The organism is Enterobacter cloacae complex sp. 342H5 (assembly GCF_050030905.1).
GTDB lineage: Bacteria > Pseudomonadota > Gammaproteobacteria > Enterobacterales > Enterobacteriaceae > Enterobacter > Enterobacter intestinihominis.
Genome location: NZ_JBLGVB010000001.1, coordinates 3,221,702 through 3,245,735 on the forward strand (window position 1 = coordinate 3,221,702; position 24,034 = coordinate 3,245,735).

Here is a 24,034-nt window from a genome sequence, read left to right on the forward strand (position 1 = left end):
AATATCAGTCACAAGTAAGGTAGGGTTATGATTTCAGGCATTTTAGCATCCCCGGGTATCGCTTTCGGCAAAGCATTGCTGCTGAAAGAAGACGAAATCGTCATTGACCGGAAAAAAATTTCTGCCGACAAGGTTGATCAGGAAGTTGAACGTTTTCTGAGCGGTCGTGCCAAGGCATCTGCGCAACTGGAAGCGATTAAAACTAAAGCTGGCGAAACTTTCGGTGAAGAAAAAGAAGCCATCTTCGAAGGGCACATTATGCTGCTCGAAGATGAGGAGCTGGAGCAGGAAATCATAGCCCTGATTAAAGATAAAGGCATGACGGCCGACGCGGCTGCGCATGAAGTTATCGAAGGTCAGGCAACTGCCCTGGAAGAACTGGACGATGAATACCTGAAAGAGCGTGCGGCTGACGTACGTGACATCGGTAAGCGCCTGCTGCGCAACATCCTGGGTCTGGCCATCATCGATCTGAGCGCGATTCAGGACGAAGTCATCCTGGTTGCCGCTGACCTGACCCCGTCTGAAACCGCACAGCTGAACCTGAACAAGGTGCTGGGTTTCATTACTGATGCAGGTGGACGTACCTCCCACACCTCTATCATGGCGCGTTCTCTGGAGCTACCAGCCATCGTGGGTACCGGTAGCGTCACCTCGCAGGTGAAAAACGACGACTATCTGATTCTGGATGCCGTAAACAACGTGGTTTACGTCAACCCAACTAACGATGTGATCGAGCAGCTGCGTTCCGTTCAGGAGCAGGTTGCTACCGAGAAAGCGGAACTCGCTAAACTGAAAGATCTGCCAGCCATCACGCTGGACGGCCATCAGGTTGAAGTGTGCGCTAACATCGGTACCGTACGTGACGTTGACGGCGCTGAGCGCAACGGTGCGGAAGGTGTAGGTCTGTATCGTACTGAATTCCTGTTCATGGACCGCGACGCCCTGCCAACGGAAGAAGAGCAGTTTGCAGCGTACAAAGCGGTTGCGGAAGCGTGCGGCTCGCAGGCCGTTATCGTCCGCACCATGGATATCGGTGGCGACAAAGAGCTGCCGTACATGAACTTCCCGAAAGAAGAGAACCCGTTCCTGGGCTGGCGTGCCGTACGTATCGCCATGGATCGCAAAGAGATCCTGCGTGACCAGGTTCGCGCTATCCTGCGTGCATCCGCTTTCGGTAAGCTGCGCATCATGTTCCCGATGATCATCTCTGTTGAAGAAGTGCGTGCACTGAAGAAAGAGATTGAAATCTACAAGCAGGAACTGCGTGACGAAGGTAAAGCATTTGACGAGTCAATCGAGATCGGCGTGATGGTGGAAACACCGGCAGCCGCGACCATTGCACGTCATTTAGCCAAAGAAGTTGATTTCTTTAGTATCGGTACCAATGATTTAACACAGTACACCCTGGCAGTTGACCGTGGTAATGATATGATTTCACATCTCTACCAGCCAATGTCGCCGTCTGTACTGAATTTGATCAAGCAAGTTATTGATGCTTCTCATGCAGAAGGTAAATGGACTGGCATGTGTGGTGAGCTTGCAGGCGACGAACGTGCTACACTTCTGTTGCTGGGTATGGGTTTGGACGAATTCTCTATGAGCGCCATTTCCATCCCGCGCATCAAGAAGATTATCCGTAACACGAACTTCGAAGATGCGAAGGTATTAGCAGAGCAGGCTCTTGCTCAACCGACAACGGACGAGTTAATGACGCTGGTTAACAAGTTCATTGAAGAAAAAACAATCTGCTAATCCACGAGATGCGGCCCAAATTACTGCTTAGGAGATAAGTCTAATGGGTTTATTTAGTAAACTGTTCGGTGACAAAAGCAATAGCGACTCCGGAACTATTGAGATTGTTGCTCCGCTCTCCGGCGAGATCGTCAATATCGAAGACGTGCCGGATGTAGTGTTTGCTGAGAAAATCGTTGGTGATGGCATTGCTATCAAACCAACTGGCAACAAAATGGTTGCTCCAGTTGACGGTACCATTGGTAAGATTTTTGAAACCAACCATGCGTTCTCTATCGAATCCGATAGCGGTATCGAACTGTTCGTTCACTTCGGTATCGACACCGTTGAACTGAAAGGCGAAGGCTTCAAACGTATCGCGGAAGAAGGCCAGCGTGTTAAAGTTGGCGACCCTGTAATTGAATTCGATCTGCCACTGCTGGAAGAAAAAGCGAAGTCTACCCTGACTCCGGTTGTTATCTCCAACATGGACGAAATCAAAGAGCTGATCAAACTGTCTGGCAGCGTTACCGTGGGTGAAACCCCGGTTATCCGCATCAAGAAGTAATTCTTGCCGCACGGTAAAATGGCGCCTTCGGGCGCCATTTTTGTTTATGCAGGCAGAATAAGCTCGTCGTAGCCTTTCGACTGCGTATAGATCATCACGTCAGTCACCCTGTCGCCCGCCATGCGAATGGCGTCGGCCACGGTTTTACCGCCGACGATACCGCTCACCAGCTCCGAACAGAACAGATCCCCCGTCCCTTTCAGATCCGTCTCAACGCGCGGGTGTGCGCTTACGGTAACGCCCTCCTCGCTCACCAGCACGACGTGGATATTTTGCGGATCGTCAGCCACTGGCGCGCTGGTGATCGCCACCCATTTAAGCGTGTCAGACAGCAGCCCCTGCGCGGCGGCAATGGCGCTCTCCGGCGTACGGCACGGTTTGCCGCTCAGCACTTCCAGCTCAAACACGTTGGGCGTAATGCCCTGGGCCAGCGGGAGCAGGTGCTCACGGTAGGCTTCAGGAATATCCGGCTTCACGTACATCCCGCTGTCGATGTCTCCGATTACCGGGTCGACCAGCACCAGCAGATCGGGATGTTGAACTTTGATCGCCTTCAGCCACTGCGCCAGCAGCACGATCTGGCTGGCGCTGCCCATATAGCCGGTAGTGACTGCTTTAAGCTCGCGCAGGATCTCGCGCTCTTCCAGCGCCTTCAGGTAGCCGCTGAACCACTCGTCCGGGATCACCCCGCCGTAGAAGGTGTCGTAGTGAGGCGTATTGCTGAACAGCACCGTCGGCACGGCGGTAACGTTCAGTCGATGGGTGCGAATATTTGGCACCGCGATGCTGTTTCCCACACTGCCGTACACCACCTGCGACTGAACGGCGACAATATCGGTTTGCTGCGCCCGGGTGTTATCCCGGAATAAAATCATCTCCATGACGCTTAAATCCCCGCCCCCTGCGAATAACTCTCTTCACCAAAGACGCCGGTCGACAGGTAGCGATCGCCGCGATCGCAAATAATCGCTACCACTACTGCACCCGGGTTTGCCTTAGCCACCCGAATCGCCCCCGCTACCGCGCCACCCGAACTGACGCCGCAGAAGATGCCTTCACGCACGGCCAGCTCACGCATGGTATTTTCCGCCTCGCGCTGATGAATATCCAGCACCTGGTCCACAAGCTGCGCATTAAAGATGCCCGGCATATACTCCGCGGGCCAGCGGCGAATGCCCGGAATACTGCTTCCCTCTTCCGGCTGGAGGCCGACAATCGTCACCGGCTGCTCCTGCTCGCGCAGAAAACGTGACACACCGGTGATCGTGCCCGTGGTCCCCATGCTGGAGACAAAGTGGGTGATGCGCCCGCCGGTTTGCTGCCAGATTTCCGGGCCGGTGGTGGTGTAGTGCGCGTACGGGTTGTCCGGGTTATTAAACTGGTCGAGCAGCTTGCCTTCCCCGCGCTCCGCCATCGCTAACGCTAAATCTCGCGCCCCTTCCATACCCTGCTCTTTGCTCACCAGAATCAGCTCGGCCCCGTAGGCACGCATGGCGGCACGGCGCTCCTGGCTCATGTTATCCGGCATCAGCAGCTTCATACGATAGCCTTTCAGGGCGGCTATCATCGCCAGTGCGATACCGGTGTTACCGCTGGTGGCTTCGATCAGCACGTCGCCGGGCTTTATTTCGCCGCGCTTTTCGGCCTGAACAATCATCGACAGCGCCGCCCGGTCTTTCACCGACCCCGCCGGGTTATTGCCTTCAAGTTTGACCCAGATTTCGCTGCCGTTGTCACACCCCATGCGCTGAAGTTTGACCAGAGGGGTGTTGCCGATGGTGTGTTCGAGTGTATTCACGTTTTTTACTCAATAAAAAGCCCGGTAAGCATCACGCCACCGGGCGAAAAACATACTCAATAACCTATCAGGCTGACTCCGCCAGAGCAATATCCTCGCGCGTCTCGATGCGCTCGTTGCCGTGATAAATGCGCGCGTGTTGCAGCCCCACAAACAGGCGTTCCCCACGGTGCGGCGGCTCGTCGTCACGCATAACTACGGTTAGCGGCTCGGTGTACCAGCCCAGGGGCTGTACCACTAATTGGGTGTAGTGACCTTTAGGGCTAGCTTCCAGCACCTGCACCGGAAGCGGTGAGTCCAGGCTGGTACGGCGGCTGACGTCCACTTCCCACGGGCGCAGGAACAGATCCACCGGTCCCTGGTGCGCGGAGGTATACCCCAGCGGCCAGCGGTGCGCGCCAACGTGGAACTGACCGCCGCGAATAGTACCCTGAAGGCGGTTTACTTCCCCCATAAACTCCAGCACAAAGCGGGTCGCCGGTTCACGCCAGAGTTGCTCTGGCTCGTCAACCTGCTCAATGTTGCCCTGACTCATCACCACCACGCGGTCGGCTACTTCCATCGCCTCTTCCTGATCGTGGGTCACGAAAACGCTGGTGAACTGGAGTTCCTCATGAAGCTGACGCAGCCAGCGGCGGAGCTCTTTACGCACCTGCGCATCCAGCGCGCCAAACGGTTCGTCCAGCAGCAGGATTTGCGGTTCCACGGCTAACGCACGCGCCAGCGCCACGCGCTGTTTCTGCCCGCCAGAAAGCTGTGCCGGGAAGCGGTCCGCCAGATGAGCCAGCTGCACCATCTCCAGCAGTTTGGTCACTTTCGCTTTGATGGCGGCCGCATTCGGACGCTCACGACGCGGCAGTACGGTCAAACCAAACGCGATGTTGTCGAATACCGTCATGTGGCGGAACAGGGCGTAGTGCTGGAATACAAAACCCACTTTACGGTCGCGGGCATGCAAACGGCTTACGTCCGTACCGTGGAAGCGGATATGTCCGCTGGTCTGGTGCTCAAGCCCGGCGATAATACGCAGCAGCGTGGTTTTACCGGAGCCAGACGGCCCCAGCAGCGCCACCATTTGTCCGGAAGGGATATCCAGCGAGATATCATTCAGCACCTGGGTGCGACCAAAAGACTTCTTAATATTGGCAATCTCAATGCTCATGATTTCCCTCCTGATGCTGACGTTTTTCCTGATTCTCTAAACGCCACTGCACCACACTCTTCAAAAACAGGGTCAAAATCGCCATCAGCGTCAGCAACGCTGCGGCAGTAAAGGAACCGACGGTGTTGTAGTCCTGTTCCAGTAATTCAATCTGTAACGGCAGCGACAGGGTTTCGCCGCGAATCGAGCCGGATACCACCGACACCGCGCCAAACTCACCGATCGCACGGGCGTTGGTCAGCACCACGCCGTAAAGCAGTGCCCAGCGGATATTCGGCAGCGTGACGCGGCGGAACATCTGCCAGCCGGAAGCGCCGAGCAGCACCGCGGCTTCATCTTCATGGCTGCCCTGGCTGAGCATCACCGGCACCAGCTCGCGTACCACGAACGGACAGGTGACAAAGACGGTCACCAGCACCATCCCCGGCCAGGCGAACATGATCTGCAGGTCGTGTTCATCCAGCCAGCCGCCCAGCGGGCCATTGGAACCGTAGAAGAGCAGATAAACCAGACCCGCCACCACCGGTGACACCGCAAACGGGATATCCAGCAGGGTCAGCAGCAGCTGACGCCCCGGGAAGTTAAAGCGCGTTACCAGCCAGGCCAGCAATACGCCAAACACCAGATTCACCGGGACGGTGATCAGGGCAATCATGACCGTCAGCCAGATGGCGTGGAGCATGTCCGGATCGGCCAGGTTTTGCAGCGCGGGCATAATCCCTTTGCTGAAGGCCTGAACGAAGATGTACACCATCGGCACGACGAGAATGAATGCGGAGACCAGCACGCCGGTACCAATCAGAAACCATTTGCCCCAGTTGATGCGGGGCGCGTCATAGCGCTTCAATTGCGTAACTTCCGCCATCAGTGACCTACCACACGTCGACCAAAGCGACTTTGCAGAGTGTTAATCGAGAACAGCAGTAGCAGCGACGCGGCAAGGATCACCGAGGCAATCGCACTCGCGGCCGGATAATCAAACTCCTGCAAACGGACAAAAATCATCAGCGAGGTCACTTCGGTTTTCCACGCGATGTTCCCGGCGATAAAAATGACCGCGCCAAATTCACCGAGGCTGCGGGTAAAGGAGAGCGCGATACCCGCCAGCAACGCCGGAGAGAGTTCCGGCAGCACGACCTTGCGAAAACTCTGCCAGCGCGTGGCGCCGAGCGTTTCTGCGGCCTCTTCGTATTCGGGTCCTAACTCTTCCAGCACCGGCTGCACGGTACGTACCACAAACGGGATGCTGGTAAAGGCCATGGCCACCGCGATACCGAGCCAGGTATAGGTCACTTTGATATCAAACTTCGCCAGCCACTCACCGTAAAAGCCGTTCACGGAAAACAGCGACGCCAGCGTCAAACCGGCAACCGCCGTCGGTAGGGCAAACGGCAGATCCATCAGCGCGTCGAGCAGGGTGCGGCCAGGGAAGCGATAGCGAGTTAAGATCCACGCCATCAGCAGGCCAAACACGCCGTTAAAAATCGAGGCCACGAACGCAGACAGCAGGGTGACCTTGTAGGCCGCCACCACCTGCGGGTTAGTAATCACTTCCCAGTACTGGGACCAGCTCATCTCAGCGAGCTGCATCACCAGCGCGCTGAGCGGTAATAACAAAATCAGACAGACGAACAGCAGGCTGGTACCGAGGCTTAAGGTAAAGCCCGGCAGCACACGTCTGGAGGACACTGCAAACATTACTTACGCCCCGCTGCCAGCAGTTTGTCCAACTCACCGCCGCTGACAAAATGCGTTTTCATGACCTCAGGCCAGGCGCCGAAATGATCTTCCACGCGGAACAGCTCGGTCTGCGGGAATTTGTCTTTCAGCTTGCTCATCACGTCCGGGTTGTTGACACGGTAGTAGTAGTCGGTGATAACGGTTTGCGCCTGCGGGCTGTACAGATAGTTCAGGTAGGCTTTCGCCGCCTTTTCTGTGCCGTTAGCCTTAACGTTTTTATCCACCCACGCCACCGGGAACTCGGCCAGAATGTTCGTTTTCGGGATAACCACTTCGAAGCCCTGCGCTTCGTACTGTTTACGAATATTGTTCACTTCGGATTCAAAGCTGATCAGCACGTCGCCCAGCCCGCGCTCGGCGAAGGTGGTGGTTGCGCCACGACCGCCGGTATCAAACACCTCGACGTTTTTCAGGAACTGGGTCATAAACTGTTCGGTTTTCGCTTTATCGTTACCGTCAGCTTTGTCCGCCGCGCCCCACGCCGCCAGATAGGTGTAACGTGCGTTGCCGGAGGTTTTCGGATTCGGGAAGATCAGCTTTACGTCTGAACGCACCAGGTCGTTCCAGTCGTGGATGTTCTTCGGGTTGCCCTTGCGCACCAGGAAGCCCATGGTGGAGTAAAATGGCGAACTGTTGTTCGGCAGGCGGCTTTGCCAGTTCGCCGGGATCAGTTTGCCTTTGTCGTGCAGGATCTGCACGTCCGTGACCTGGTTGTAGGTCACCACGTCCGCTTTCAGCCCCTGCAAAATGGCCAGCGCCTGCTTAGATGAGCCAGCGTGCGACTGCTTGATGGTCAGCTTGTCGCCGTTGTTCTCTTTCGCCCACTGCTGTTCAAATGCGGGATTAAGGGCGGCAAACAGCTCGCGCGAAACATCATAAGAACTGTTCAGCAACTCGGTTGCCTGCGCCTGCGCCACCAGCAGTAAACCTGCCAGTGCCAGCGATCCTTTTTTCAGTACAGTAACGGCCATTGCGCACCCTTATAAATGTGATGACTATCTTATAGTCATAATATTTATAACGGAGTCTAAAGGAGTAACGGTTTTATATACCGTTTGGTGATTTAGAAGCAGAAAAGGGAATAAGAGGTGCAGGAGAAATTGCCGGGTGGCGCTCACGCTTACCCGGCCTACGAATAGAGAGCGATTTACAACGCCAGCAGGCGCTCAACGGACGGCGCAAAGTAGTAGCCGCCGGTCACCGGGCGGGTGAAGCGCAGCATGGCGTCACGCTTACCGTCGGTATCGCCAAACATGCTCAGCAGCTGCTGTTCGATGTTGTAGAGGCGTGCGCAGTAAGCGCAGAAGTACAGGCCGTGCGTACCGCTCGCGGTGCCGTACGGCAGGCTCTGGCGAACAATCTTCAGCCCCTTACCGTCTTCTTTAAGGTCAACGCGGGACAGGTGGGAAGTGACCGGACGCGCATCGCCGTCAATCTCTTCATTGGCATCTTTGGTACGGCCAATCATCATCTCCTGGTCATGCACGCTCATGCGGTTAAGCTGCCTGAGGTTATGCTCCCAGCGCTGGACGAACACATAGCTGCCGCCCGCGTCCACGCCATCCTTGATTACAGCCACCTCGCGACGCGTCTCTTCCCCGGCCGGGTTTTCGGTGCCGTCGACGAAGCCGCTCAAATCGCGCTCTTCCACCCAGCGGAAACCGTGGATCTCTTCCTGCACGTCGATACTGTCACCAAAGGCCTCAATCGCAGCCTGAGCGACAGAAAAGTTCACGTCGTGACGCAGGGAGAGGATATGGATCAGAACGTCATACTGGGTGGCGGGCGCAAGACCTTTGCCATAAGGAATAAAGTCTTTCAGCTCTTCTGCGCCTTCGCCGCCGCTCAGATGACGCCAGACGGTGCTGCCAAAGGCAACCACCGCGCCCAGATGGGCTTCGGGGAATTTGGCCTGGAAGGTGGCCAGTTTATCAACGAAAACTTTGCTGGCCGCGCGCAGGGCATCCACGTCCCCTTTGACGTTGGCTTCAATCCAAATCGCCGCCCGGCAATGTTCTGGCAAAATGCCACTCTGAACCTGAGACATCGCTCCTCCTGAAATAAAGATGCCACGACAGCGTGGCATTGATGGCGGCTATTATACCCGGATTTCAGCGAGGCGGCTTGCTCAGGCGCAAATTACTGCTGCCAGATAATTTTGCTCACTTTCCACTTTTTCAGGGTGTCGTCAGACGGCATTAACCCTTCCGGACCGTTCCAGGTGCCGCTGAACACATAGCTAATATGCTGGCTGCCGTCGGCCTTACACTCGACCGCCACGCTCTCCTCCGATGGCACACTGGCGCAGTGGCCAAACGCTTTCTGATAGAGTTCGCCAAACGGCGTTCCCACCTTCACGCCACCTGAGGTCGGGATCTCTTCATCCATCACCGCAATGCGGTTGACCGTACCTTTATCGCCGTTGATGACCATTGCCACCTTGTCATCTTTCAACGCTTCGAAATAGCGCACGATGTTGCCGTTCTCGGTTTTCATGCCGCTGCGCAGGCGATAATCACTGCCGATGGCATCCTGAATGGCATCCTGATCCAGCGCCGTCGAGGCGGTGATTTTGCCCACGCCCTGCTCGGTCACTTCCATTGAAGAGCCAAACCAGTTCCACGGATAGGCCGCAGACCAGTTGATGGATGAGAGCGTGGAACAGCCGGTTAACGCCAGCGGGAGAGCGCATAAAAGTAAACGCAGCGATTTCATTGAGACGTCCTTTCGTAGTAAATCAACGCTTGTTGGAGTGCAGTATCGGCAAAAAGTGCCGTTTTAATCTGGCTCTTGCGTAAAACAGGCGCGTAAACGGGGATTCGTGACCAGCCACAGCAGCGCGACAGTATCCGCCACCACCAGTGCAATCCCGATACCCGAAAGCGGCTCGCCGTACAGCCAGAGCAAGGGTTGCCAGACCAGAAGCACAAACTGCGCCAGGATCAACAGCCAGCGAAGCGCGCGCCAGAAGCGCGGAATGGCTTGTCGCCGTCCGCTGCACAGAAACGCCAGGACCGCCGGTACGCCCGGCAGCAATCCCAGCCAGAACGCATCGTGATCGGGATAAAAGAGATTCAGTAACGTATCGCCCTGCCCGCGCGACGCGCCAGCCATCACGAACAGCACCCAGGTGCGGGCCTGCAACAGCAGAACGCACCAGAACAAAAAAGGCAGACGCAGACGACCGTGAACGTCGTAGTCGCCAGGGTGGAACTCAGTACTCTTCATCTTCGATCAGGCGCTTACCCAGCGTCAGTACATCCGCGTGCTCGTAGCCCAGACGTTCATACATGCCCAGCACCACGTCGTTATCTTCCCGGACCATAATCTGGATTTTCGGGCAGCCACGGGCGATCAGTTTCTTTTCCAGACGGTTAAGCAGCGCGTTGGCGATGCCGCGCGCGCGGTATTCCGGGTGCACGCCCAGATAGTAGGCCGAGCCGCGGTGGCCGTCGTACCCACCCATCACCGTCCCGACCACTTCGCCGTTGACCTCAGCGACCAGAAACAGACTGACGTCGTGATTCACCTTCCGTTCGATGTCCATTTCCGGATCGTTCCACGGACGCAGCAGATCGCAGCGCTCCCAAAGGGTGATCACCTCTTCGAAATCTTCCTGGCGAAAAACGCGTATCTCCATGGTATTAACCGCCTTTTCGGGTTTAAAAACAGTGATTATGGCGTGAACAGGGCGTTTAGCCAATAACCGGGGAAAAACTCGCCAAAATTTGGCATAATGTCACTTTGTCACGTATTGAAATGAAAAGTAAAACAATTCTCAATAAGGACTGTCGTAACGGGAAACACGATACGATATAACACCAGGACCCCAATTTTTACAATTCAGGCCGCATGAGCACATTCAAACCATTAAAAGCACTCACATCGCGTCGTCAGGTTCTCAAAGCGGGGCTGGCGGCCTTAACGTTATCGGGTATCGCAAAGCAGGCTCAGGCAAAAGAAGAGAGCACGCTTAAAACCAGTAACGGACACAGCAAGCCGAAAACCAAAAAAGCTGGCGCAAAGCGTCTGGTCATGCTCGATCCAGGCCACGGCGGGATCGACACCGGCGCCATTGGCCGAAACGGGTCGAAAGAAAAACACGTCGTGCTGGCAATTGCAAAAAATGTACGCGCAATTTTACGCAGCAACGGTATTGACGCCCGCCTGACGCGCACAGGCGACACGTTTATCCCGCTGTACGATCGCGTGGAGATTGCCCACAAGCACGGCGCAGACCTGTTTATGTCCATTCACGCGGATGGCTTCACAAACCCTTCCGCCGCAGGCGCCTCGGTATTTGCGCTCTCCAACCGTGGCGCCAGTAGCGCCATGGCGAAATACCTCTCCGATCGCGAAAACCGGGCGGATGAAGTAGCCGGGAAAAAAGCCACCGACAAAGACCATCTGTTGCAGCAGGTTCTGTTCGATCTCGTGCAGACCGATACCATCAAAAACAGCCTGACGCTCGGCTCGCATATCCTCAAACGGATTAAACCCGTGCACCGTCTGCACAGTAAAAGCACCGAGCAGGCCGCGTTTGTGGTGCTGAAGTCACCGTCTATTCCGTCCGTGCTGGTGGAAACCTCGTTCATTACCAACCCGGAAGAAGAGCGTTTACTCGGCACTAAGGCGTTTCGTCAGAAGATCGCGAACGCCATCGCCTCCGGGGTCATCAGTTATTTCAACTGGTTCGATAATCAAAAAGCGCACTCCAGGAAACGTTGATGAAACCGAATGCACAGCTGGTCAAAACTTTCCTGATGCAGCTCCAGGACGCGATTTGCCAGAAACTGACCGCCGCAGACGGCGGTGAATTCCAGGAAGACACCTGGCAGCGCGAAGCGGGCGGCGGCGGGCGCAGCCGCGTGCTGCGTAACGGCGGTATTTTTGAACAGGCCGGGGTCAACTTCTCCCACGTCCACGGTGATGCAATGCCAGCGTCCGCCACGGCGCATCGGCCTGAACTGGCGGGCCGCAGCTTCGAGGCGATGGGCGTCTCGCTGGTGGTGCATCCGCATAACCCGTTTGTGCCAACCAGCCACGCCAACGTGCGCTTTTTCATCGCGGAAAAACCGGGGGCCGATCCGGTCTGGTGGTTTGGCGGCGGTTTCGACTTAACGCCTTACTATGGCTTTGAAGAGGATGCCGTGCACTGGCACACCACCGCGCGCGACCTCTGCCTGCCGTTTGGCGAAGACGTTTACCCGAAATATAAAAAGTGGTGCGATGACTATTTTTATCTGAAGCACCGCGACGAGCAGCGCGGCATCGGCGGGCTGTTCTTTGACGATCTCAACACGCCGGATTTTGATACCGCGTTCAGCTTTATGCGCGCGGTGGGTGAAGGCTTTACCGACGCCTATCTTCCGATTGTCGAACGCCGCAAAGACACCGACTACGGCGTGCGCGAGCGTGAGTTCCAGCTCTACCGTCGCGGGCGCTATGTGGAGTTTAATCTGGTGTGGGATCGCGGGACGCTGTTTGGCCTGCAAACCGGCGGGCGCACGGAGTCCATTCTGATGTCGATGCCGCCGCTGGTGCGCTGGGAATACAGCTACGCGCCAAAAGAAGGCAGCCCGGAGGCTGCCTTGAGTGAGTTTATTAAGGTTCGGGACTGGGTTTAACCCTTACCCCTCACCCCGGCCCTCTCCCCAAAGGGGCGAGGGTGAAAAGACGGCTCAGAGCAGTCCCCTCTCCCCTATGGGGAGAGGGTTAGGGTGAGGGGCGAGGGGCGAGGGCAATAAATTACAGCGGCTGCGTCTGCGCCTCAACCACCGCCAGCGCCACCATGTTGACGATACGACGCACGGAGGCAATCGGCGTTAACACATGTACCGGTTTTGACACCCCCATCAGTACCGGCCCGACGGTCACACCTTCAGAACTCGACACGCGCAGCAGGTTGTAGCTGATACGCGCCGCTTCCACGTTCGGCATAATCAGCACGTTCGCCGAGCCTTTCAGCGGGCTGTCCGGCATACGTTCATTACGAATACTCTCCACCAGCGCGGCGTCGCCGTGCATCTCGCCGTCGATCATCAGCTCCGGCGCACGCTCGCGCACCAGTTCCAGCGTCTGGCGCATTTTGCACGCCGCCGCGGATTTGGATGACCCGAAGTTTGAGTGCGACAGCAGCGCCACTTTCGGCTCGATACCAAAGCGGCGCACGGTTTCCGCCGCCATCACGGTGATTTCCGCCAGTTCGTCCGGGGAGGGATCGTCGTTGACGTAGGTATCGGCGATAAAGGTGTTACCGCTTGGCAGCAGCAGCGCGTTCATTGCGCCGGCAGTATGGACGCCCTCGCGATAGCCGAAGATCTCCTGTACCACGCTGAAATGCTCATGGTACTCGCCGATGGTGCCGCAGATCAGCGCATCCGCCTCACCGCGATGAACCATGATCGCGCCGATCACCGTGGTGTTGCTGATCACCGCCCGCTGCGCCTGCTCCTGGGTGATCCCGCGACGCTTCATGATCGAATAGTATTCGTTCCAGTACTCTTTGAAGCGCGGATCGGATTCGTTGTTAACGATCTCAAAGTCCACGCCCGGCTTTATTTGCAGGCCGAGCTTCTGAATACGCATCTCGATCACGCTCGGACGACCAATCAGGATCGGTTTCGCCAGCCCTAAGGTGATCAGCTCCTGCGTGGCATGCAGCACGCGCGCCTCTTCCCCTTCCGCCAGCACCACGCGCTTCGCGTCGGCGCGCGCCTGGGAGAAGATCGGCTTCATAAACAGGTTGGTTTTGTAAACGAACTCGGTGAGTTTATCGACGTAGGCATCGAAATCTTCAATCGGCCGCGTCGCCACGCCGGAGTCCATCGCCGCTTTGGCCACCGCTGGCGCGATCTTCACGATCAGACGCGGGTCAAATGGTTTAGGGATGATGTAGTCGGGGCCGAAGCTCAGATCCTGATCGCCGTAGGCGGAGGCCACCACTTCGCTCTGCTCGGCGTGCGCCAGCTCTGCGATAGCATGAACGGCAGCCAGCTTCATCTCTTCGTTGATCGCCGTGGCGCCGACGTCCAGCGCCCCGCGGAAGATGAACGGGAAGCAGAGCACGTTGTTCACCTGGTTCGGGTAGTCCGAACGTCCGGTGCAGATGATAGCGTCTTCACGCACCGCCTTCGCCAGCGGCGGCAGAATTTCCGGCTCCGGGTTCGCCAGGGCCAGGATCATTGGCGCGCGCGCCATCTTCTGCACCATCTCCTGGGTCAGCACTTTCGGGCCTGAACAGCCGAGGAAAATGTCAGCACCGTCAATCACGTCTTCAAGCGTGCGCCTGCCGTCGTCTTCCACCGCATAGGCCGCCTTGGTTTCCGCCATGTTTGGCTCGCGGTCTTTGTAGATCACGCCCTTGGAGTCGCAGACCACAATATTGTGCTTCTGCATGCCCAGCGCCACCAGCAGGTTCATACAGGCGATGGCCGCGGCACCTGCGCCGGAGACCACCATGCGCACGTCGGAGAGATTTTTCTCCACCACGCGCAGGCCGTTCAGAATGGCGGCGGTACTGATAATCGCCGTGCCGTGCTGGTCGTCATGGAACACGGGAATGTTCATACGCTCGCGCAGCTTCTGCTCGATATAGAAACATTCCGGCGCTTTGATGTCTTCCAGGTTGATGCCGCCGAAGGTCGGCTCCAGCGCCGCCACCACGTTGATGAATTTATCCGGATCCAGTTCGTCCACTTCGATATCGAAGACGTCGATACCGGCAAATTTCTTAAACAGAACGCCCTTCCCTTCCATCACCGGCTTACCAGCCAGCGCACCGATGTTCCCTAACCCCAGCACCGCCGTACCGTTAGAGATAACGGCCACCAGGTTGCCGCGCGCGGTGTATTTGTACGCTGCCAGCGGATCTTTTTCGATTTCCAGGCACGGAGCAGCCACGCCCGGCGAGTAGGCCAGCGCCAGATCGCGCTGGGTCGCCAGCGGTTTGGTCGGGGATACCTGGATTTTACCCGGAACAGGAAACTCGTGAAAATCGAGAGCGCTTTGTTTTAACTGATCATCCATCTTGTTATTCCTTTCACGTTTCGGTCAAAAAGGGTGATGTCGACGTTCCTATGCACACCCTGGTGTGCCGCATAGTATCGCCGCAGGCAGGCTCCTAAACTTTGAAGGCTGCCAAACTCTCACCATTGCAGAATAAAAATTGTTATCAATTTATAACAGCCATGTTACCCGTCTCAGAAAGCAATGCCTCCCCCGTCTGCTATGCTTTTTTGTTAAGTCCATCATGATTTTCTCAGAAGTGTGAACTAACGCACTCGACTAACTCTTTTATTTCCAAGGAGTAATTATGAACCAGCTAGACGGCATCAAACAATTTACCACCGTGGTTGCAGACAGCGGCGACATCGAGTCGATTCGTCACTACCAGCCGGAAGACGCGACCACCAATCCCTCTCTGCTGCTCAAGGCGGCCGGTCTTGCGCACTTTAGTCATCTGATTGATGACGCCCTTGCCTACGGCAAACAGCGCGGGAAAACGCAGGAGCAGCAGGTCGCCGAGGCCAGTGACAAGCTGGCGGTCAATATCGGTGCGGAAATTCTTAAAAGCATACCGGGACGCGTCTCCACCGAAGTGGATGCCCGCCTCTCATTCGACCAGGAAAAGAGCATTAACAAGGCTCGCCGCCTGGTGGAACTCTATCAGGAGCAGGGGATCGATAAATCACGCATCCTGATCAAGCTTGCCTCCACCTGGGAAGGCATCCGCGCGGCGGAAGTGCTGGAGAAAGAGGGGATCAACTGTAACCTGACGCTGCTGTTCTCCTTCGCCCAGGCGCGTGCCTGCGCCGAAGCGGGCGTGTTCCTGATTTCACCGTTTGTCGGACGTATCTACGACTGGTATCAGGCGAAACAGCCGATGGATCCGTATGTGGTGGACGAAGATCCCGGCGTGAAATCGGTGCGTAATATCTACGATTATTACAAGCAGCACCGCTACGAGACCATCGTGATGGGGGCCAGCTTCCGCCGCACCGAGCAGATCCTCGCGCTCGCGGGCTGCGACCGGCTGACCATCTCCCCAGACCTGCTGAAGAAGCTTCAGGAGAGTGAAGAGACGGTGATCCGCAAGCTGGTACCGACCTCTACCGTTCTGCCAAAACCGAAACCCATGACCGAAGCGGAATTCCGCTGGGAGCACAATCAGGATCCAATGGCCGTGGAAAAACTGGCAGATGGCATCCGCCAGTTCGCCGTCGACCAGCGCAAACTCGAAGATCTTCTCGCCGCCAAACTTTAACCTTGCCACGGAGTGAACTATGTCCCGTAAAGAGCTCGCCAACGCCATTCGCGCCCTCAGCATGGATGCCGTACAAAAAGCCAATTCCGGCCACCCTGGCGCCCCCATGGGTATGGCTGATATTGCCGAAGTGCTGTGGAACGACTTCCTGAAGCACAACCCGACCGATCCGACCTGGTACGATCGCGACCGTTTTATTCTCTCCAACGGTCACGCCTCGATGCTGCTCTACAGCCTGCTGCACCTCTCCGGCTACGACCTGCCGCTTGAGGAGTTAAAAAACTTCCGCCAGCTGCACTCCAAAACGCCGGGCCACCCGGAGATCGGCTATACGCCGGGTGTTGAAACCACTACCGGCCCGCTGGGCCAGGGGCTGGCGAATGCCGTCGGCCTGGCGATTGCAGAGCGTACGCTGGCCGCGCAGTTCAACCAGCCCGACCACGAGATTGTCGATCACTACACCTATGTCTTTATGGGTGATGGCTGCCTGATGGAGGGGATCTCCCACGAGGTCTGCTCGCTGGCGGGCACCCTGGGCCTGGGCAAGCTGATTGGCTTCTACGATCACAACGGTATCTCCATTGACGGGGAAACCGAGGGCTGGTTTACCGACGACACGGCGAAACGCTTTGAAGCCTATCACTGGCACGTGGTTCACGAGATCGACGGTCACGATCCTGAGGCGGTGAAAAAAGCGATTCAGGAAGCGCAGAGCGTAAAGGACAAACCGTCCCTGATCGTCTGCCGCACCACCATCGGCTTCGGCTCGCCGAACAAAGCGGGTAAAGAAGAGGCGCACGGCGCGGCGCTGGGTGAAGAGGAAGTGGCGCTGACCCGCCAGAAACTGGGCTGGAAACACCCGGCCTTTGAGATCCCAAAAGAGATCTACAGGGCCTGGGATGCTCGCGAAACAGGTGAAAAAGCGCAGCAGGCCTGGAACGAGAAGTTTGCTGCCTACAAAAAAGCGTATCCGGAGCTGGCGGCCGAATTTAACCGCCGCATGAGCGGTGGCCTGCCGGAAGACTGGGAAGAGAAAACTCAGGCGCTGATTGAAAACCTGCAATCTAACCCGGCGAAAATTGCCACCCGTAAGGCGTCACAAAACACCCTGAACGCGATTGGCCCTGTCCTGCCCGAACTGCTGGGCGGCTCGGCGGATCTGGCGCCAAGTAACCTCACCATCTGGTCTGGCTCTAAATCCCTGAAGGAAGACATTGCCGGAAACTATATCCACTACGGCGTGCGCGAGTTCGGGATGACCGCCATTGCCAACGGTATCGCCCACCATGGCGGCTTCGTGCCGTACACCGCCACCTTCCTGATGTTTGTCGAATATGCCCGTAATGCGGCGCGTATGGCGGCCCTGATGAAGGCGCGGCAAATCATGGTGTATACCCACGACTCCATCGGACTGGGTGAAGATGGGCCGACGCACCAGGCGGTAGAGCAGCTGGCGAGCCTGCGCCTGACGCCAAACTTCAGTACCTGGCGTCCGTGCGATCAGGTTGAAGCGGCTGTGGGCTGGAAGCTGGCCGTAGAGCGCCATAACGGACCCACAGCGCTGATCCTGTCGCGCCAGAACCTGGCGCAGATCGAGCGCACGCCGGAGCAGGTGAAAAATATCGCCCGCGGCGGGTACATCCTGAAAGACAGCGGCGGTAAACCGGACGTGATCCTGATTGCCACCGGTTCAGAGGTGGAAATCACGGTAAAAGCGGCCGAGAAACTGACCGCCGAGGGTCACGCGGTGCGCGTGGTTTCCCTGCCTTCAACGGATATCTTTGATGCCCAGGATGAGGCGTACCGCGAATCGGTGCTGCCTTCAAACGTCGCGGCGCGCGTGGCGGTTGAAGCTGGCATTGCCGACTACTGGTACAAATATGTGGGTCTGAAAGGGGCGATTGTCGGCATGAAGGGTTACGGTGAATCCGCCCCGGCCGATAAGCTGTTCCCGTACTTCGGCTTTACCGTTGAGAATGTGGTGGAGAAAGCGCTGAGCGTGCTGTAGTGCAGTCTTCGTGCCCGGTGGCGGCTACGCCTTACCGGGCCTACAAATCGCTAAAACGTAGGCCGGGTAAGCGACAGCGCCCTACCTTGTGATCCACAGCGTGGGCCAGGCATCTGGCCCATTCCAGTTATCGCAGCTTGGCTCTTCCGCGTAGCGCACCAGGCGGAAGCGCTGGCCGTTAAAACGCCAGCGGGTCTGGATCCCACAGTCGCCAATCCCGCGTCCCAGTGCCAGCGTGGTCAGCTCGCGCGTTTTTTCATCGAAGCTGGCATTCATCAGCTCCATGTCGCTACTCTGGCTGGAAGGGGTAAACGGCAGGCGCAATCTCACGCTTCTGGCAGCAAACGGTTTTTTACGCGACACCAGCCACGCCAGATCGACGGTGTTGTACGCCCCCGCCTCACAGCTGATGATCATCAGCGCTTTGTCATCGGTCAACGCGGTCACGCGCACTTCACGCCGGTTCGGATCGAGGGAGCACTGGCTGTGGTTCATGCGCCAGGTACCGTAATCCAGCAGATCGTTGAGTTCGTTATGCGTCAGCGGCGTTGGCGTGGGGTTCACCACTGCCACCTTTTTTAATGCCGGCGCAGGCGGCACGCTCAGCGGTGGACTATCTCCTTTTTTAATCCATGCCGTTTCACTTCCGACGCGTTTTTGCTGGGCATCAATAAACAGCAGCGCCGCTTTCAGACCGGCCAGAGAGATTGTCTGCTTCCCCCCGCGCAGGGTCAGCGCCTGCCCCTCCTGAATGGTTTTCAGAAACGTGGTGATGGTGCCCGTATCGTCTGTTTTAAGATGCCAGGGGGTTAACTGCCAGTGTTGCGACGTGAGCTGAAGCGGCACATTGTCGAGCAGCAGGCGCGGGGCAATGTCAGGCTCTTTCACCGAAGGCGTCGAAAGACCGCCGAGATCGATGCGCAGGCTGGCGTCTGTTTTTGCCCCCGCACTGCGGCTCAGCGTCATGACCAGACCGCGATGCTCGCCGGTGTTGCGCGCTACGCAGAAATTCTGGTTATTGCAGGTCACCTGCCAGTCTGAAAAAGACTGCTGCGCAGGCGCAGCCCACACCAAAGGCGCGGGAAGCACGCAAATGAAGAAGAGAAGAAAAACGCAGTAGCGCATGAACGGCACAGCCCCGGAAACGAATAGGTCAATCTGGGGCGTATCTTCGTGCCCTGGGCGGGCTGGCTCAATCGGATTTATCGGATAGATTTATCTGAAATACAACTTATCACGCTACCGCCGCAGCATTCATCAAACCGCTGGTTTGCAGATACTGCAACAGGATCACCGCTTTACCGTCGCGGATCTCGCCGCTTTTCACCATGTCGACAGCCTGAGCGAAAGGCATTTCCAGCACTTCAATGTCTTCATCGTCCACGCCACCGCCCCGGTGCGTGCGCTGGGCATCGGTGTACTCCGCAATGAAGAAGTGAACCAGCTCGGTAACCCCGCCAGGGGACATAAACAGCTCAAAGACTTTCTGCACCGCCCCCACCTCAAAGCCCGTCTCTTCAATGGCTTCTTTGCGGATACACACTTCCGGCTCATCGTCGTCCAGCAGACCTGCACAGGTTTCAATCAGACGTCCGTCCGCGTTGCCATTGACCCATGTCGCGATGCGAAACTGGCGGATCAGCACCACGCTTTGCTTTTCACGGTTATACAGCAGAATGGTTGCACCATTGCCCCGGTCGTAGACTTCGCGTTTATGGCGAATGACGTCCCCGCTCTTACGGGTGAGATCGTAAGTGATGTTACGCAGGACAAAGTAATTTTCAGAAAGGATTTTGTCTTTAATAACGGTAATGTTCAGGGACATACGGGCTCCACGGCAAAATGAGTCTGTTTATACTACGCCGTGATGCCCGCTTTGTCGCCCGTCTGCGTTAATGCATGTTGCGCGGCGGCACGCCAAGCCAGTCCATGATCCCCTGCGCGGCATGGCGCCCTTCCGCCATCGCGGTGACCACCAGATCCGCACCACGTACCGCATCACCGCCAGCAAAAATCTGCGGATTCGAGGTCTGGTAGCGATAACGGCTCTCCACGGAGGCCCTGATGCGCCCCCAGTCGTCGGTTTCAACGCCCTGCGCCTGAAGCCACGGCATGGCGTGCGGATTAAACCCAAACGCCATGATCACCGCATCCGCTGGCATGACAAACTCACTGTCCGCCACCGGGACAGGACGACGCCGCCCCTGCGCATCCGGCTCGCCCAGACGGGTGCGCAGCATCCGGATACCCTTGACCTTCCCGTCGTCATCCAGCGTGAGCTCAACCGGCTGGACATTAAATTCAAAGGCCGCGCCCTCTTCTTTCGCGTTTTTAACCTCTTTCTTTGAGCCCGGCATGTTGGCCTCGTCCCGCCGATAGGCGCAGGTTACTTTCGCCGCGCCATGTCGCAGCGCGGTGCGCACGCAGTCCATCGCCGTATCGCCCCCGCCCAGTACCACCACGTTTAACCCCTGCGTGTCAATAAACGGCTCGTCTGCGGCAGGGTCAATGCCCATCACGTTCCGCGTGTTCGCCACTAAAAACGGCAGCGCGTCGTACACGCCCGGCGCGTCTTCATGAGGGATACCTGCTTTCATGGAACGATAGGTCCCTACGCCGATGAACAGGGCATCGTAGTCGTTTTGCAGTTGGACCATCGACACGTCTTTTCCCACCTCGCAGTTCAGCTCGAAGCGGATACCCATCGCGCTGAATATCTCTCTGCGCCGCGCTAACAGGGATTTATCCAGCTTGAAGGCCGGAATACCAAAGGTCAGCAATCCGCCGATTTCTGGATGGCGATCGTAGACCGTCACACCGATGCCGCTGCGCACCAGTACGTCGGCACAGGCCAGCCCTGCCGGACCGGCACCAATGATGGCGACGCGCTTACCGACCGGTGTAACGTGGCTGACGTCCGGCGTCCAGCCCATCGCCAGCGCCCGATCCGAGATATATCGTTCGATATTACCGATGGTTACCGCCCCTGACGCATCCCGCAGGGTGCAGGCGCCTTCACATAATCGATCCTGTGGACAGACGCGGCCGGTAATTTCCGGTAAACAGTTAGTCTGGTGAGAAAGCTCAGCCGCACCGGTGATATCCCCCGCCCTGATCCGCTCAATCCACTGCGGAATATGGTTATGCAGCGGGCAGGTCCACTCGCAAATGCTGTGGTCGCCACATTTCAGGCACCGGGATGCTTCGCGCTGCGCCTGTTCCGGGCGAAACGGCAAGTAGATCTCATTAAAATGGCCTGCGCGCGCGTCGGGGCTGAGCTTATCCGGCTCACCGCGCGCCGGGGTGTTATGCATCTGTTGCCGTTTGGTTTGCGGAGGGGCTGATTGAACCGCCTCGCTGTGCCACGGCAGCGTGTCCAGCCTTGCGCTGCGCTGTCGGCGCTGTTTAACCAGCTTATCCAGCACGGCTGGGGTGGCGAGCGTAAGCACCTCCGCCGGGCAGTTTTCAACGCAGGCCGGGCCTTGCGGCCTTTCCAGGCAGAGGTCGCATTTGTGCGCCGAGGCCTTTACGCTGTCGTTTTCAAGCGGGGTGATCAGCATGTCCATCGTGCCAAACGGGCAGGCCACCACGCAGGCTTTACAGCCAATGCATTTTTGTTGATTGACCTGTACGCTGTCGCTGTGTTGCGTGATGGCTCCGTTCGGGCAGCTTTGCGCGCAGGGCGCATTTTCACAGTGGTGGCAGGTCACTGGGCTTTTTCGCAAGCCAGAGGTAAGGACCGTAATGCGGGGATGAAAATGGCGCTCGCTCAGCGCGTGCTGCTCCCCGTTGTGCGCCATCACACAGGCAACTTCGCAGGCGCGACAACCGATACACTGTTGAGCGTTGGCCATAATAAAACGATTCATAACAACACCTGTTTTTGGTTCAATAACCTTATTCTTTATATTGTTATCGTATTTACCCACAGTGGCATGGCGACGCAATGTTCAAATGCCCAGGAAGGCGAACTATTTCCAGTGAACCTGTGGCAGATCAATTTAATTCAGGAAGCTGATGAGTGACCGTTAAACGCCCCGTATCGGGAAGCCTGGCTCGGGCTTTCTTTTCGATGATTGTCTTGTCCGTTCTGATCAGCGCCATTGCGCTGGTTACACTCGCCAGCAGCCAGCGCGACGCCGAGGCGATTAACATCGCCGGATCGCTGCGCATGCAGAGCTACCGCCTGGGCTACGAAATGCAGCGCGCCAGCCCGTCACTGGCAGAGCACCGCGCGGTCTGGCAGAAAACGCTGAGCGCGCCTGCGTTGCAGAAGCTAAACCGCTGGTATGTGCCAGAGGACGTCAAACAGCGTTACCAGCAGTTGCAGCTTGGCTGGCAGGAGATGGACACGCGTATCGCCAGCGGCGATACCGGGTGGTATCAGAGCCACATAGAGGATTTCGTGGGCCGGATAGATGCCTTTGTGCTGGCGCTACAGCACTACACCGAACATAAGATACAGCTGGTGATTTTCATGTCGCTGACGGGCGGCCTGGGCATCCTGCTGCTGGCGGTGATGACCCTGCGGCGCATCCGCCGTCAGGTTGTGCTGCCGCTGAATAATCTGGTGGCAGCGAGCGAGCGTATCGAACAGGGGCAGTTCGATACCCCCGCGCCGGATATTATGCTTCCCAACGAGCTGGGCCAGCTTTCCCGCGCCTTCAACCATATGTCGGCGGAATTACACACCCTGTACCGTTCCCTGGAGCACTCCGTTGCCGAAAAAACCCGCCACCTGAATGAAGCGCATCAGCAGCTTGAAATGCTGTTCAAATGCTCACAGGCGTTGAATACCGGGCAGATAGACAGCCACTGCTTCCGGCATATTTTGCAAATTGTGCATGATTATACGCAGATGAATTACCTGCAATTGCGCACCAGTGACGACTGGCAGCTTTACGAAGGACAGGAGTCCCCGGGCGAGAAAATGCACAATTTACCGGTATTAATGCAGGACACCCTGTACGGCGAACTGCGCTGGCAAAGCGCGACCGGGGATGTTCCGCTGCCGCTCATGGAAAGCGTGGCGACGATGCTGGGCAGGGGGCTCTATTTCAATCAGGCGCAGAAACATTATCAGCAGTTGCTGCTGATGGAAGAGCGCGCCACCATCGCGCGCGAGTTGCATGATTCGCTGGCGCAGGTGCTCTCCTATTTGCGTATTCAGCTTACGCTGCTGAAGCATGCCGTGCCGGGCGACAATGCCCCGGCGCAGACCATCATTACGGACTTCTCCCGCGAGCTGAATAACGCCTGGCATCAGCTACGCGAGCTGCTCACCACCTTTCGCCTGACGCTCAACCACGCCAATCTTCCTGCCGCGCTACAGGAGTCTCTCGACGGTTTGCAAAGCCAGACCAGCGCGAAGCTGGTGCTCGACTGCCGTCTCTCATCGCTTGCGCTGGACGCGCAAAAACAGGTGCACCTCTTACAGATTGTGCGTGAGGCAGTGCTGAATGCGATTAAACATGCCGACGCCAGCGAGATTGTGGTCAGCTGCGTCACCACCGCGGACGGTACTCACACGGTCACGATCCGTGACAACGGTATTGGTATCGGCGACGCCAGTGAACCGCCGGGGCATTACGGGCTGAATATCATGCGCGAACGCGCGGGACGGCTCGGCGGAACATTACACTTTTCTCAGCCGCCACAGGGCGGTACACAGGTCAGCGTGACGTTCCGGACACCTGCGGCGCAGGCTGAAAAATAGCGGGAAAGAAGGCGCGCTGAAAAAAGCGCATGATAATTTACAT

21 protein-coding genes are annotated in these 24,034 nt (G+C 57.1%); 7 read left to right on the forward strand and 14 right to left on the reverse strand.

Annotated elements, in window-relative coordinates:
* Positions 1 to 27: 27 nt before the first annotated feature.
* Together ptsI and crr are read left to right on the forward strand one after the other, a co-directional pair.
* Positions 28 to 1,755: a phosphoenolpyruvate-protein phosphotransferase PtsI gene (gene ptsI, locus ACQG03_RS15365; protein WP_022648945.1), complete on the forward strand. Its 1,728-nt coding sequence runs from the start codon at positions 28 to 30 to the stop codon at positions 1,753 to 1,755.
* A 43-nt stretch (positions 1,756 to 1,798) separates the two neighbouring features.
* Positions 1,799 to 2,302 carry a PTS glucose transporter subunit IIA gene (gene crr / locus ACQG03_RS15370; RefSeq protein WP_022648946.1) on the forward strand — a complete coding sequence of 168 codons (504 nt, stop codon included), beginning with the start codon at positions 1,799 to 1,801 and terminating at the stop codon, positions 2,300 to 2,302.
* Between the two features lie 44 nt (positions 2,303 to 2,346).
* Here crr and pdxK read toward each other — a convergent pair whose 3' ends face one another.
* The 10 genes from pdxK to ACQG03_RS15420 all read right to left on the reverse strand — a co-directional run bounded on the left by pdxK (position 2,347) and on the right by ACQG03_RS15420 (position 10,642).
* Positions 2,347 to 3,183 (reverse strand): pyridoxine/pyridoxal/pyridoxamine kinase, encoded by an 837-nt coding sequence (gene pdxK, locus ACQG03_RS15375; protein ID WP_022648947.1) that lies wholly within the window; start codon positions 3,181 to 3,183, stop codon positions 2,347 to 2,349.
* Positions 3,184 to 3,188: 5 nt separating this feature from the next.
* Positions 3,189 to 4,100 carry a cysteine synthase CysM gene (gene cysM, locus ACQG03_RS15380; protein ID WP_022648948.1) on the reverse strand — a complete coding sequence of 304 codons (912 nt, stop codon included), beginning with the start codon at positions 4,098 to 4,100 and terminating at the stop codon, positions 3,189 to 3,191.
* A 67-nt stretch (positions 4,101 to 4,167) separates the two neighbouring features.
* The gene (cysA, locus tag ACQG03_RS15385; RefSeq protein ID WP_022648949.1) at positions 4,168 to 5,262 is read right to left on the reverse strand and encodes a sulfate/thiosulfate ABC transporter ATP-binding protein CysA; all 1,095 of its coding nucleotides are present in this window, start codon (positions 5,260 to 5,262) and stop codon (positions 4,168 to 4,170) included.
* Positions 5,252 to 6,127: a sulfate/thiosulfate ABC transporter permease CysW gene (gene cysW, locus ACQG03_RS15390; protein ID WP_003861305.1), complete on the reverse strand. Its 876-nt coding sequence runs from the start codon at positions 6,125 to 6,127 to the stop codon at positions 5,252 to 5,254. The genes cysA and cysW overlap by 11 nt, the downstream gene beginning before the upstream one ends.
* Positions 6,127 to 6,960: a sulfate/thiosulfate ABC transporter permease CysT gene (cysT, locus tag ACQG03_RS15395; RefSeq protein WP_022648951.1), complete on the reverse strand. Its 834-nt coding sequence runs from the start codon at positions 6,958 to 6,960 to the stop codon at positions 6,127 to 6,129. The genes cysW and cysT overlap by 1 nt, the downstream gene beginning before the upstream one ends.
* Positions 6,960 to 7,973: a sulfate ABC transporter substrate-binding protein gene (locus tag ACQG03_RS15400; RefSeq protein ID WP_022648952.1), complete on the reverse strand. Its 1,014-nt coding sequence runs from the start codon at positions 7,971 to 7,973 to the stop codon at positions 6,960 to 6,962. The genes cysT and ACQG03_RS15400 overlap by 1 nt, the downstream gene beginning before the upstream one ends.
* 176 nt (positions 7,974 to 8,149) lie before the next feature.
* Positions 8,150 to 9,049 (reverse strand): Dyp-type peroxidase, encoded by a 900-nt coding sequence (locus ACQG03_RS15405; protein ID WP_022648953.1) that lies wholly within the window; start codon positions 9,047 to 9,049, stop codon positions 8,150 to 8,152.
* 92 nt (positions 9,050 to 9,141) lie between these two features.
* Positions 9,142 to 9,717 (reverse strand): RpoE-regulated lipoprotein, encoded by a 576-nt coding sequence (locus ACQG03_RS15410; RefSeq protein WP_022648954.1) that lies wholly within the window; start codon positions 9,715 to 9,717, stop codon positions 9,142 to 9,144.
* A gap of 63 nt (positions 9,718 to 9,780) precedes the next feature.
* Positions 9,781 to 10,230 carry a DUF2919 domain-containing protein gene (locus tag ACQG03_RS15415; RefSeq protein ID WP_063151774.1) on the reverse strand — a complete coding sequence of 150 codons (450 nt, stop codon included), beginning with the start codon at positions 10,228 to 10,230 and terminating at the stop codon, positions 9,781 to 9,783.
* A complete protein-coding gene (locus ACQG03_RS15420) occupies positions 10,217 to 10,642 on the reverse strand; it encodes a GNAT family acetyltransferase (RefSeq protein ID WP_003861292.1) in 426 nt (141 codons plus the stop codon). The genes ACQG03_RS15415 and ACQG03_RS15420 overlap by 14 nt, the downstream gene beginning before the upstream one ends.
* Positions 10,643 to 10,854: 212 nt before the next feature.
* On the opposite strand from ACQG03_RS15420, the gene amiA reads away from it, so the two are divergent.
* Positions 10,855 to 11,730: an N-acetylmuramoyl-L-alanine amidase AmiA gene (gene amiA, locus ACQG03_RS15425; RefSeq protein WP_023306670.1), complete on the forward strand. Its 876-nt coding sequence runs from the start codon at positions 10,855 to 10,857 to the stop codon at positions 11,728 to 11,730.
* Positions 11,730 to 12,629, forward strand: coding sequence for an oxygen-dependent coproporphyrinogen oxidase (hemF, locus tag ACQG03_RS15430; protein ID WP_023306671.1), 900 nt, complete (start codon positions 11,730 to 11,732; stop codon positions 12,627 to 12,629). The genes amiA and hemF overlap by 1 nt, the downstream gene beginning before the upstream one ends.
* Positions 12,630 to 12,750: 121 nt before the next feature.
* Here hemF and maeB read toward each other — a convergent pair whose 3' ends face one another.
* The gene (gene maeB, locus ACQG03_RS15435; RefSeq protein ID WP_063163601.1) at positions 12,751 to 15,030 is read right to left on the reverse strand and encodes an NADP-dependent oxaloacetate-decarboxylating malate dehydrogenase; all 2,280 of its coding nucleotides are present in this window, start codon (positions 15,028 to 15,030) and stop codon (positions 12,751 to 12,753) included.
* Positions 15,031 to 15,316: 286 nt separating this feature from the next.
* Here maeB and tal point away from each other — a divergent pair, with 286 nt between their 5' ends.
* Both tal and tkt read left to right on the forward strand, forming a co-directional pair.
* Complete coding sequence (gene tal, locus ACQG03_RS15440; RefSeq protein WP_062933268.1) at positions 15,317 to 16,267, forward strand: transaldolase; 951 nt, start codon at positions 15,317 to 15,319, stop codon at positions 16,265 to 16,267.
* 19 nt (positions 16,268 to 16,286) lie between these two features.
* Complete coding sequence (gene tkt, locus ACQG03_RS15445; RefSeq protein ID WP_022648960.1) at positions 16,287 to 18,275, forward strand: transketolase; 1,989 nt, start codon at positions 16,287 to 16,289, stop codon at positions 18,273 to 18,275.
* An 81-nt stretch (positions 18,276 to 18,356) separates the two neighbouring features.
* Here the strand turns inward: tkt and ACQG03_RS15450 are convergent, their stop codons facing one another.
* The 3 genes from ACQG03_RS15450 to aegA all read right to left on the reverse strand — a co-directional run bounded on the left by ACQG03_RS15450 (position 18,357) and on the right by aegA (position 22,144).
* The gene (locus ACQG03_RS15450) at positions 18,357 to 19,400 is read right to left on the reverse strand and encodes a DUF1176 domain-containing protein (RefSeq protein WP_058647010.1); all 1,044 of its coding nucleotides are present in this window, start codon (positions 19,398 to 19,400) and stop codon (positions 18,357 to 18,359) included.
* A gap of 109 nt (positions 19,401 to 19,509) precedes the next feature.
* Positions 19,510 to 20,100, reverse strand: a complete 591-nt coding sequence (gene nudK / locus ACQG03_RS15455) for a GDP-mannose pyrophosphatase NudK (RefSeq protein ID WP_048965538.1) — start codon at positions 20,098 to 20,100, stop codon at positions 19,510 to 19,512.
* 67 nt (positions 20,101 to 20,167) lie between these two features.
* A complete protein-coding gene (gene aegA / locus ACQG03_RS15460; protein ID WP_074148390.1) occupies positions 20,168 to 22,144 on the reverse strand; it encodes a formate-dependent uric acid utilization protein AegA in 1,977 nt (658 codons plus the stop codon).
* A 152-nt stretch (positions 22,145 to 22,296) separates the two neighbouring features.
* Here aegA and narQ point away from each other — a divergent pair, with 152 nt between their 5' ends.
* The gene (gene narQ / locus ACQG03_RS15465; RefSeq protein ID WP_032623807.1) at positions 22,297 to 23,991 is read left to right on the forward strand and encodes a nitrate/nitrite two-component system sensor histidine kinase NarQ; all 1,695 of its coding nucleotides are present in this window, start codon (positions 22,297 to 22,299) and stop codon (positions 23,989 to 23,991) included.
* Positions 23,992 to 24,034: the final 43 nt, after the last annotated feature.

Excerpts from the sequence above, each read along its gene's own strand:
- ptsI (WP_022648945.1), top strand. The coding sequence starts at position 28 with ATGATTTCAGGCATTTTAGCATCCCCGGGTATCGCTTTCGGCAAAGCA.
- crr (WP_022648946.1), top strand. The coding sequence starts at position 1,799 with ATGGGTTTATTTAGTAAACTGTTCGGTGACAAAAGCAATAGCGACTCC.
- pdxK (WP_022648947.1), bottom strand. The coding sequence starts at position 3,183 with ATGGAGATGATTTTATTCCGGGATAACACCCGGGCGCAGCAAACCGAT.
- cysA (WP_022648949.1), bottom strand. The coding sequence starts at position 5,262 with ATGAGCATTGAGATTGCCAATATTAAGAAGTCTTTTGGTCGCACCCAG.
- cysW (WP_003861305.1), bottom strand. The coding sequence starts at position 6,127 with ATGGCGGAAGTTACGCAATTGAAGCGCTATGACGCGCCCCGCATCAAC.
- cysT (WP_022648951.1), bottom strand. The coding sequence starts at position 6,960 with ATGTTTGCAGTGTCCTCCAGACGTGTGCTGCCGGGCTTTACCTTAAGC.
- ACQG03_RS15400 (WP_022648952.1), bottom strand. The coding sequence starts at position 7,973 with ATGGCCGTTACTGTACTGAAAAAAGGATCGCTGGCACTGGCAGGTTTA.
- ACQG03_RS15405 (WP_022648953.1), bottom strand. The coding sequence starts at position 9,049 with ATGTCTCAGGTTCAGAGTGGCATTTTGCCAGAACATTGCCGGGCGGCG.
- ACQG03_RS15410 (WP_022648954.1), bottom strand. The coding sequence starts at position 9,717 with ATGAAATCGCTGCGTTTACTTTTATGCGCTCTCCCGCTGGCGTTAACC.
- ACQG03_RS15415 (WP_063151774.1), bottom strand. The coding sequence starts at position 10,230 with ATGAAGAGTACTGAGTTCCACCCTGGCGACTACGACGTTCACGGTCGT.
- ACQG03_RS15420 (WP_003861292.1), bottom strand. The coding sequence starts at position 10,642 with ATGGAGATACGCGTTTTTCGCCAGGAAGATTTCGAAGAGGTGATCACC.
- amiA (WP_023306670.1), top strand. The coding sequence starts at position 10,855 with ATGAGCACATTCAAACCATTAAAAGCACTCACATCGCGTCGTCAGGTT.
- hemF (WP_023306671.1), top strand. The coding sequence starts at position 11,730 with ATGAAACCGAATGCACAGCTGGTCAAAACTTTCCTGATGCAGCTCCAG.
- maeB (WP_063163601.1), bottom strand. The coding sequence starts at position 15,030 with ATGGATGATCAGTTAAAACAAAGCGCTCTCGATTTTCACGAGTTTCCT.
- tal (WP_062933268.1), top strand. The coding sequence starts at position 15,317 with ATGAACCAGCTAGACGGCATCAAACAATTTACCACCGTGGTTGCAGAC.
- tkt (WP_022648960.1), top strand. The coding sequence starts at position 16,287 with ATGTCCCGTAAAGAGCTCGCCAACGCCATTCGCGCCCTCAGCATGGAT.
- ACQG03_RS15450 (WP_058647010.1), bottom strand. The coding sequence starts at position 19,400 with ATGCGCTACTGCGTTTTTCTTCTCTTCTTCATTTGCGTGCTTCCCGCG.
- nudK (WP_048965538.1), bottom strand. The coding sequence starts at position 20,100 with ATGTCCCTGAACATTACCGTTATTAAAGACAAAATCCTTTCTGAAAAT.
- aegA (WP_074148390.1), bottom strand. The coding sequence starts at position 22,144 with ATGAATCGTTTTATTATGGCCAACGCTCAACAGTGTATCGGTTGTCGC.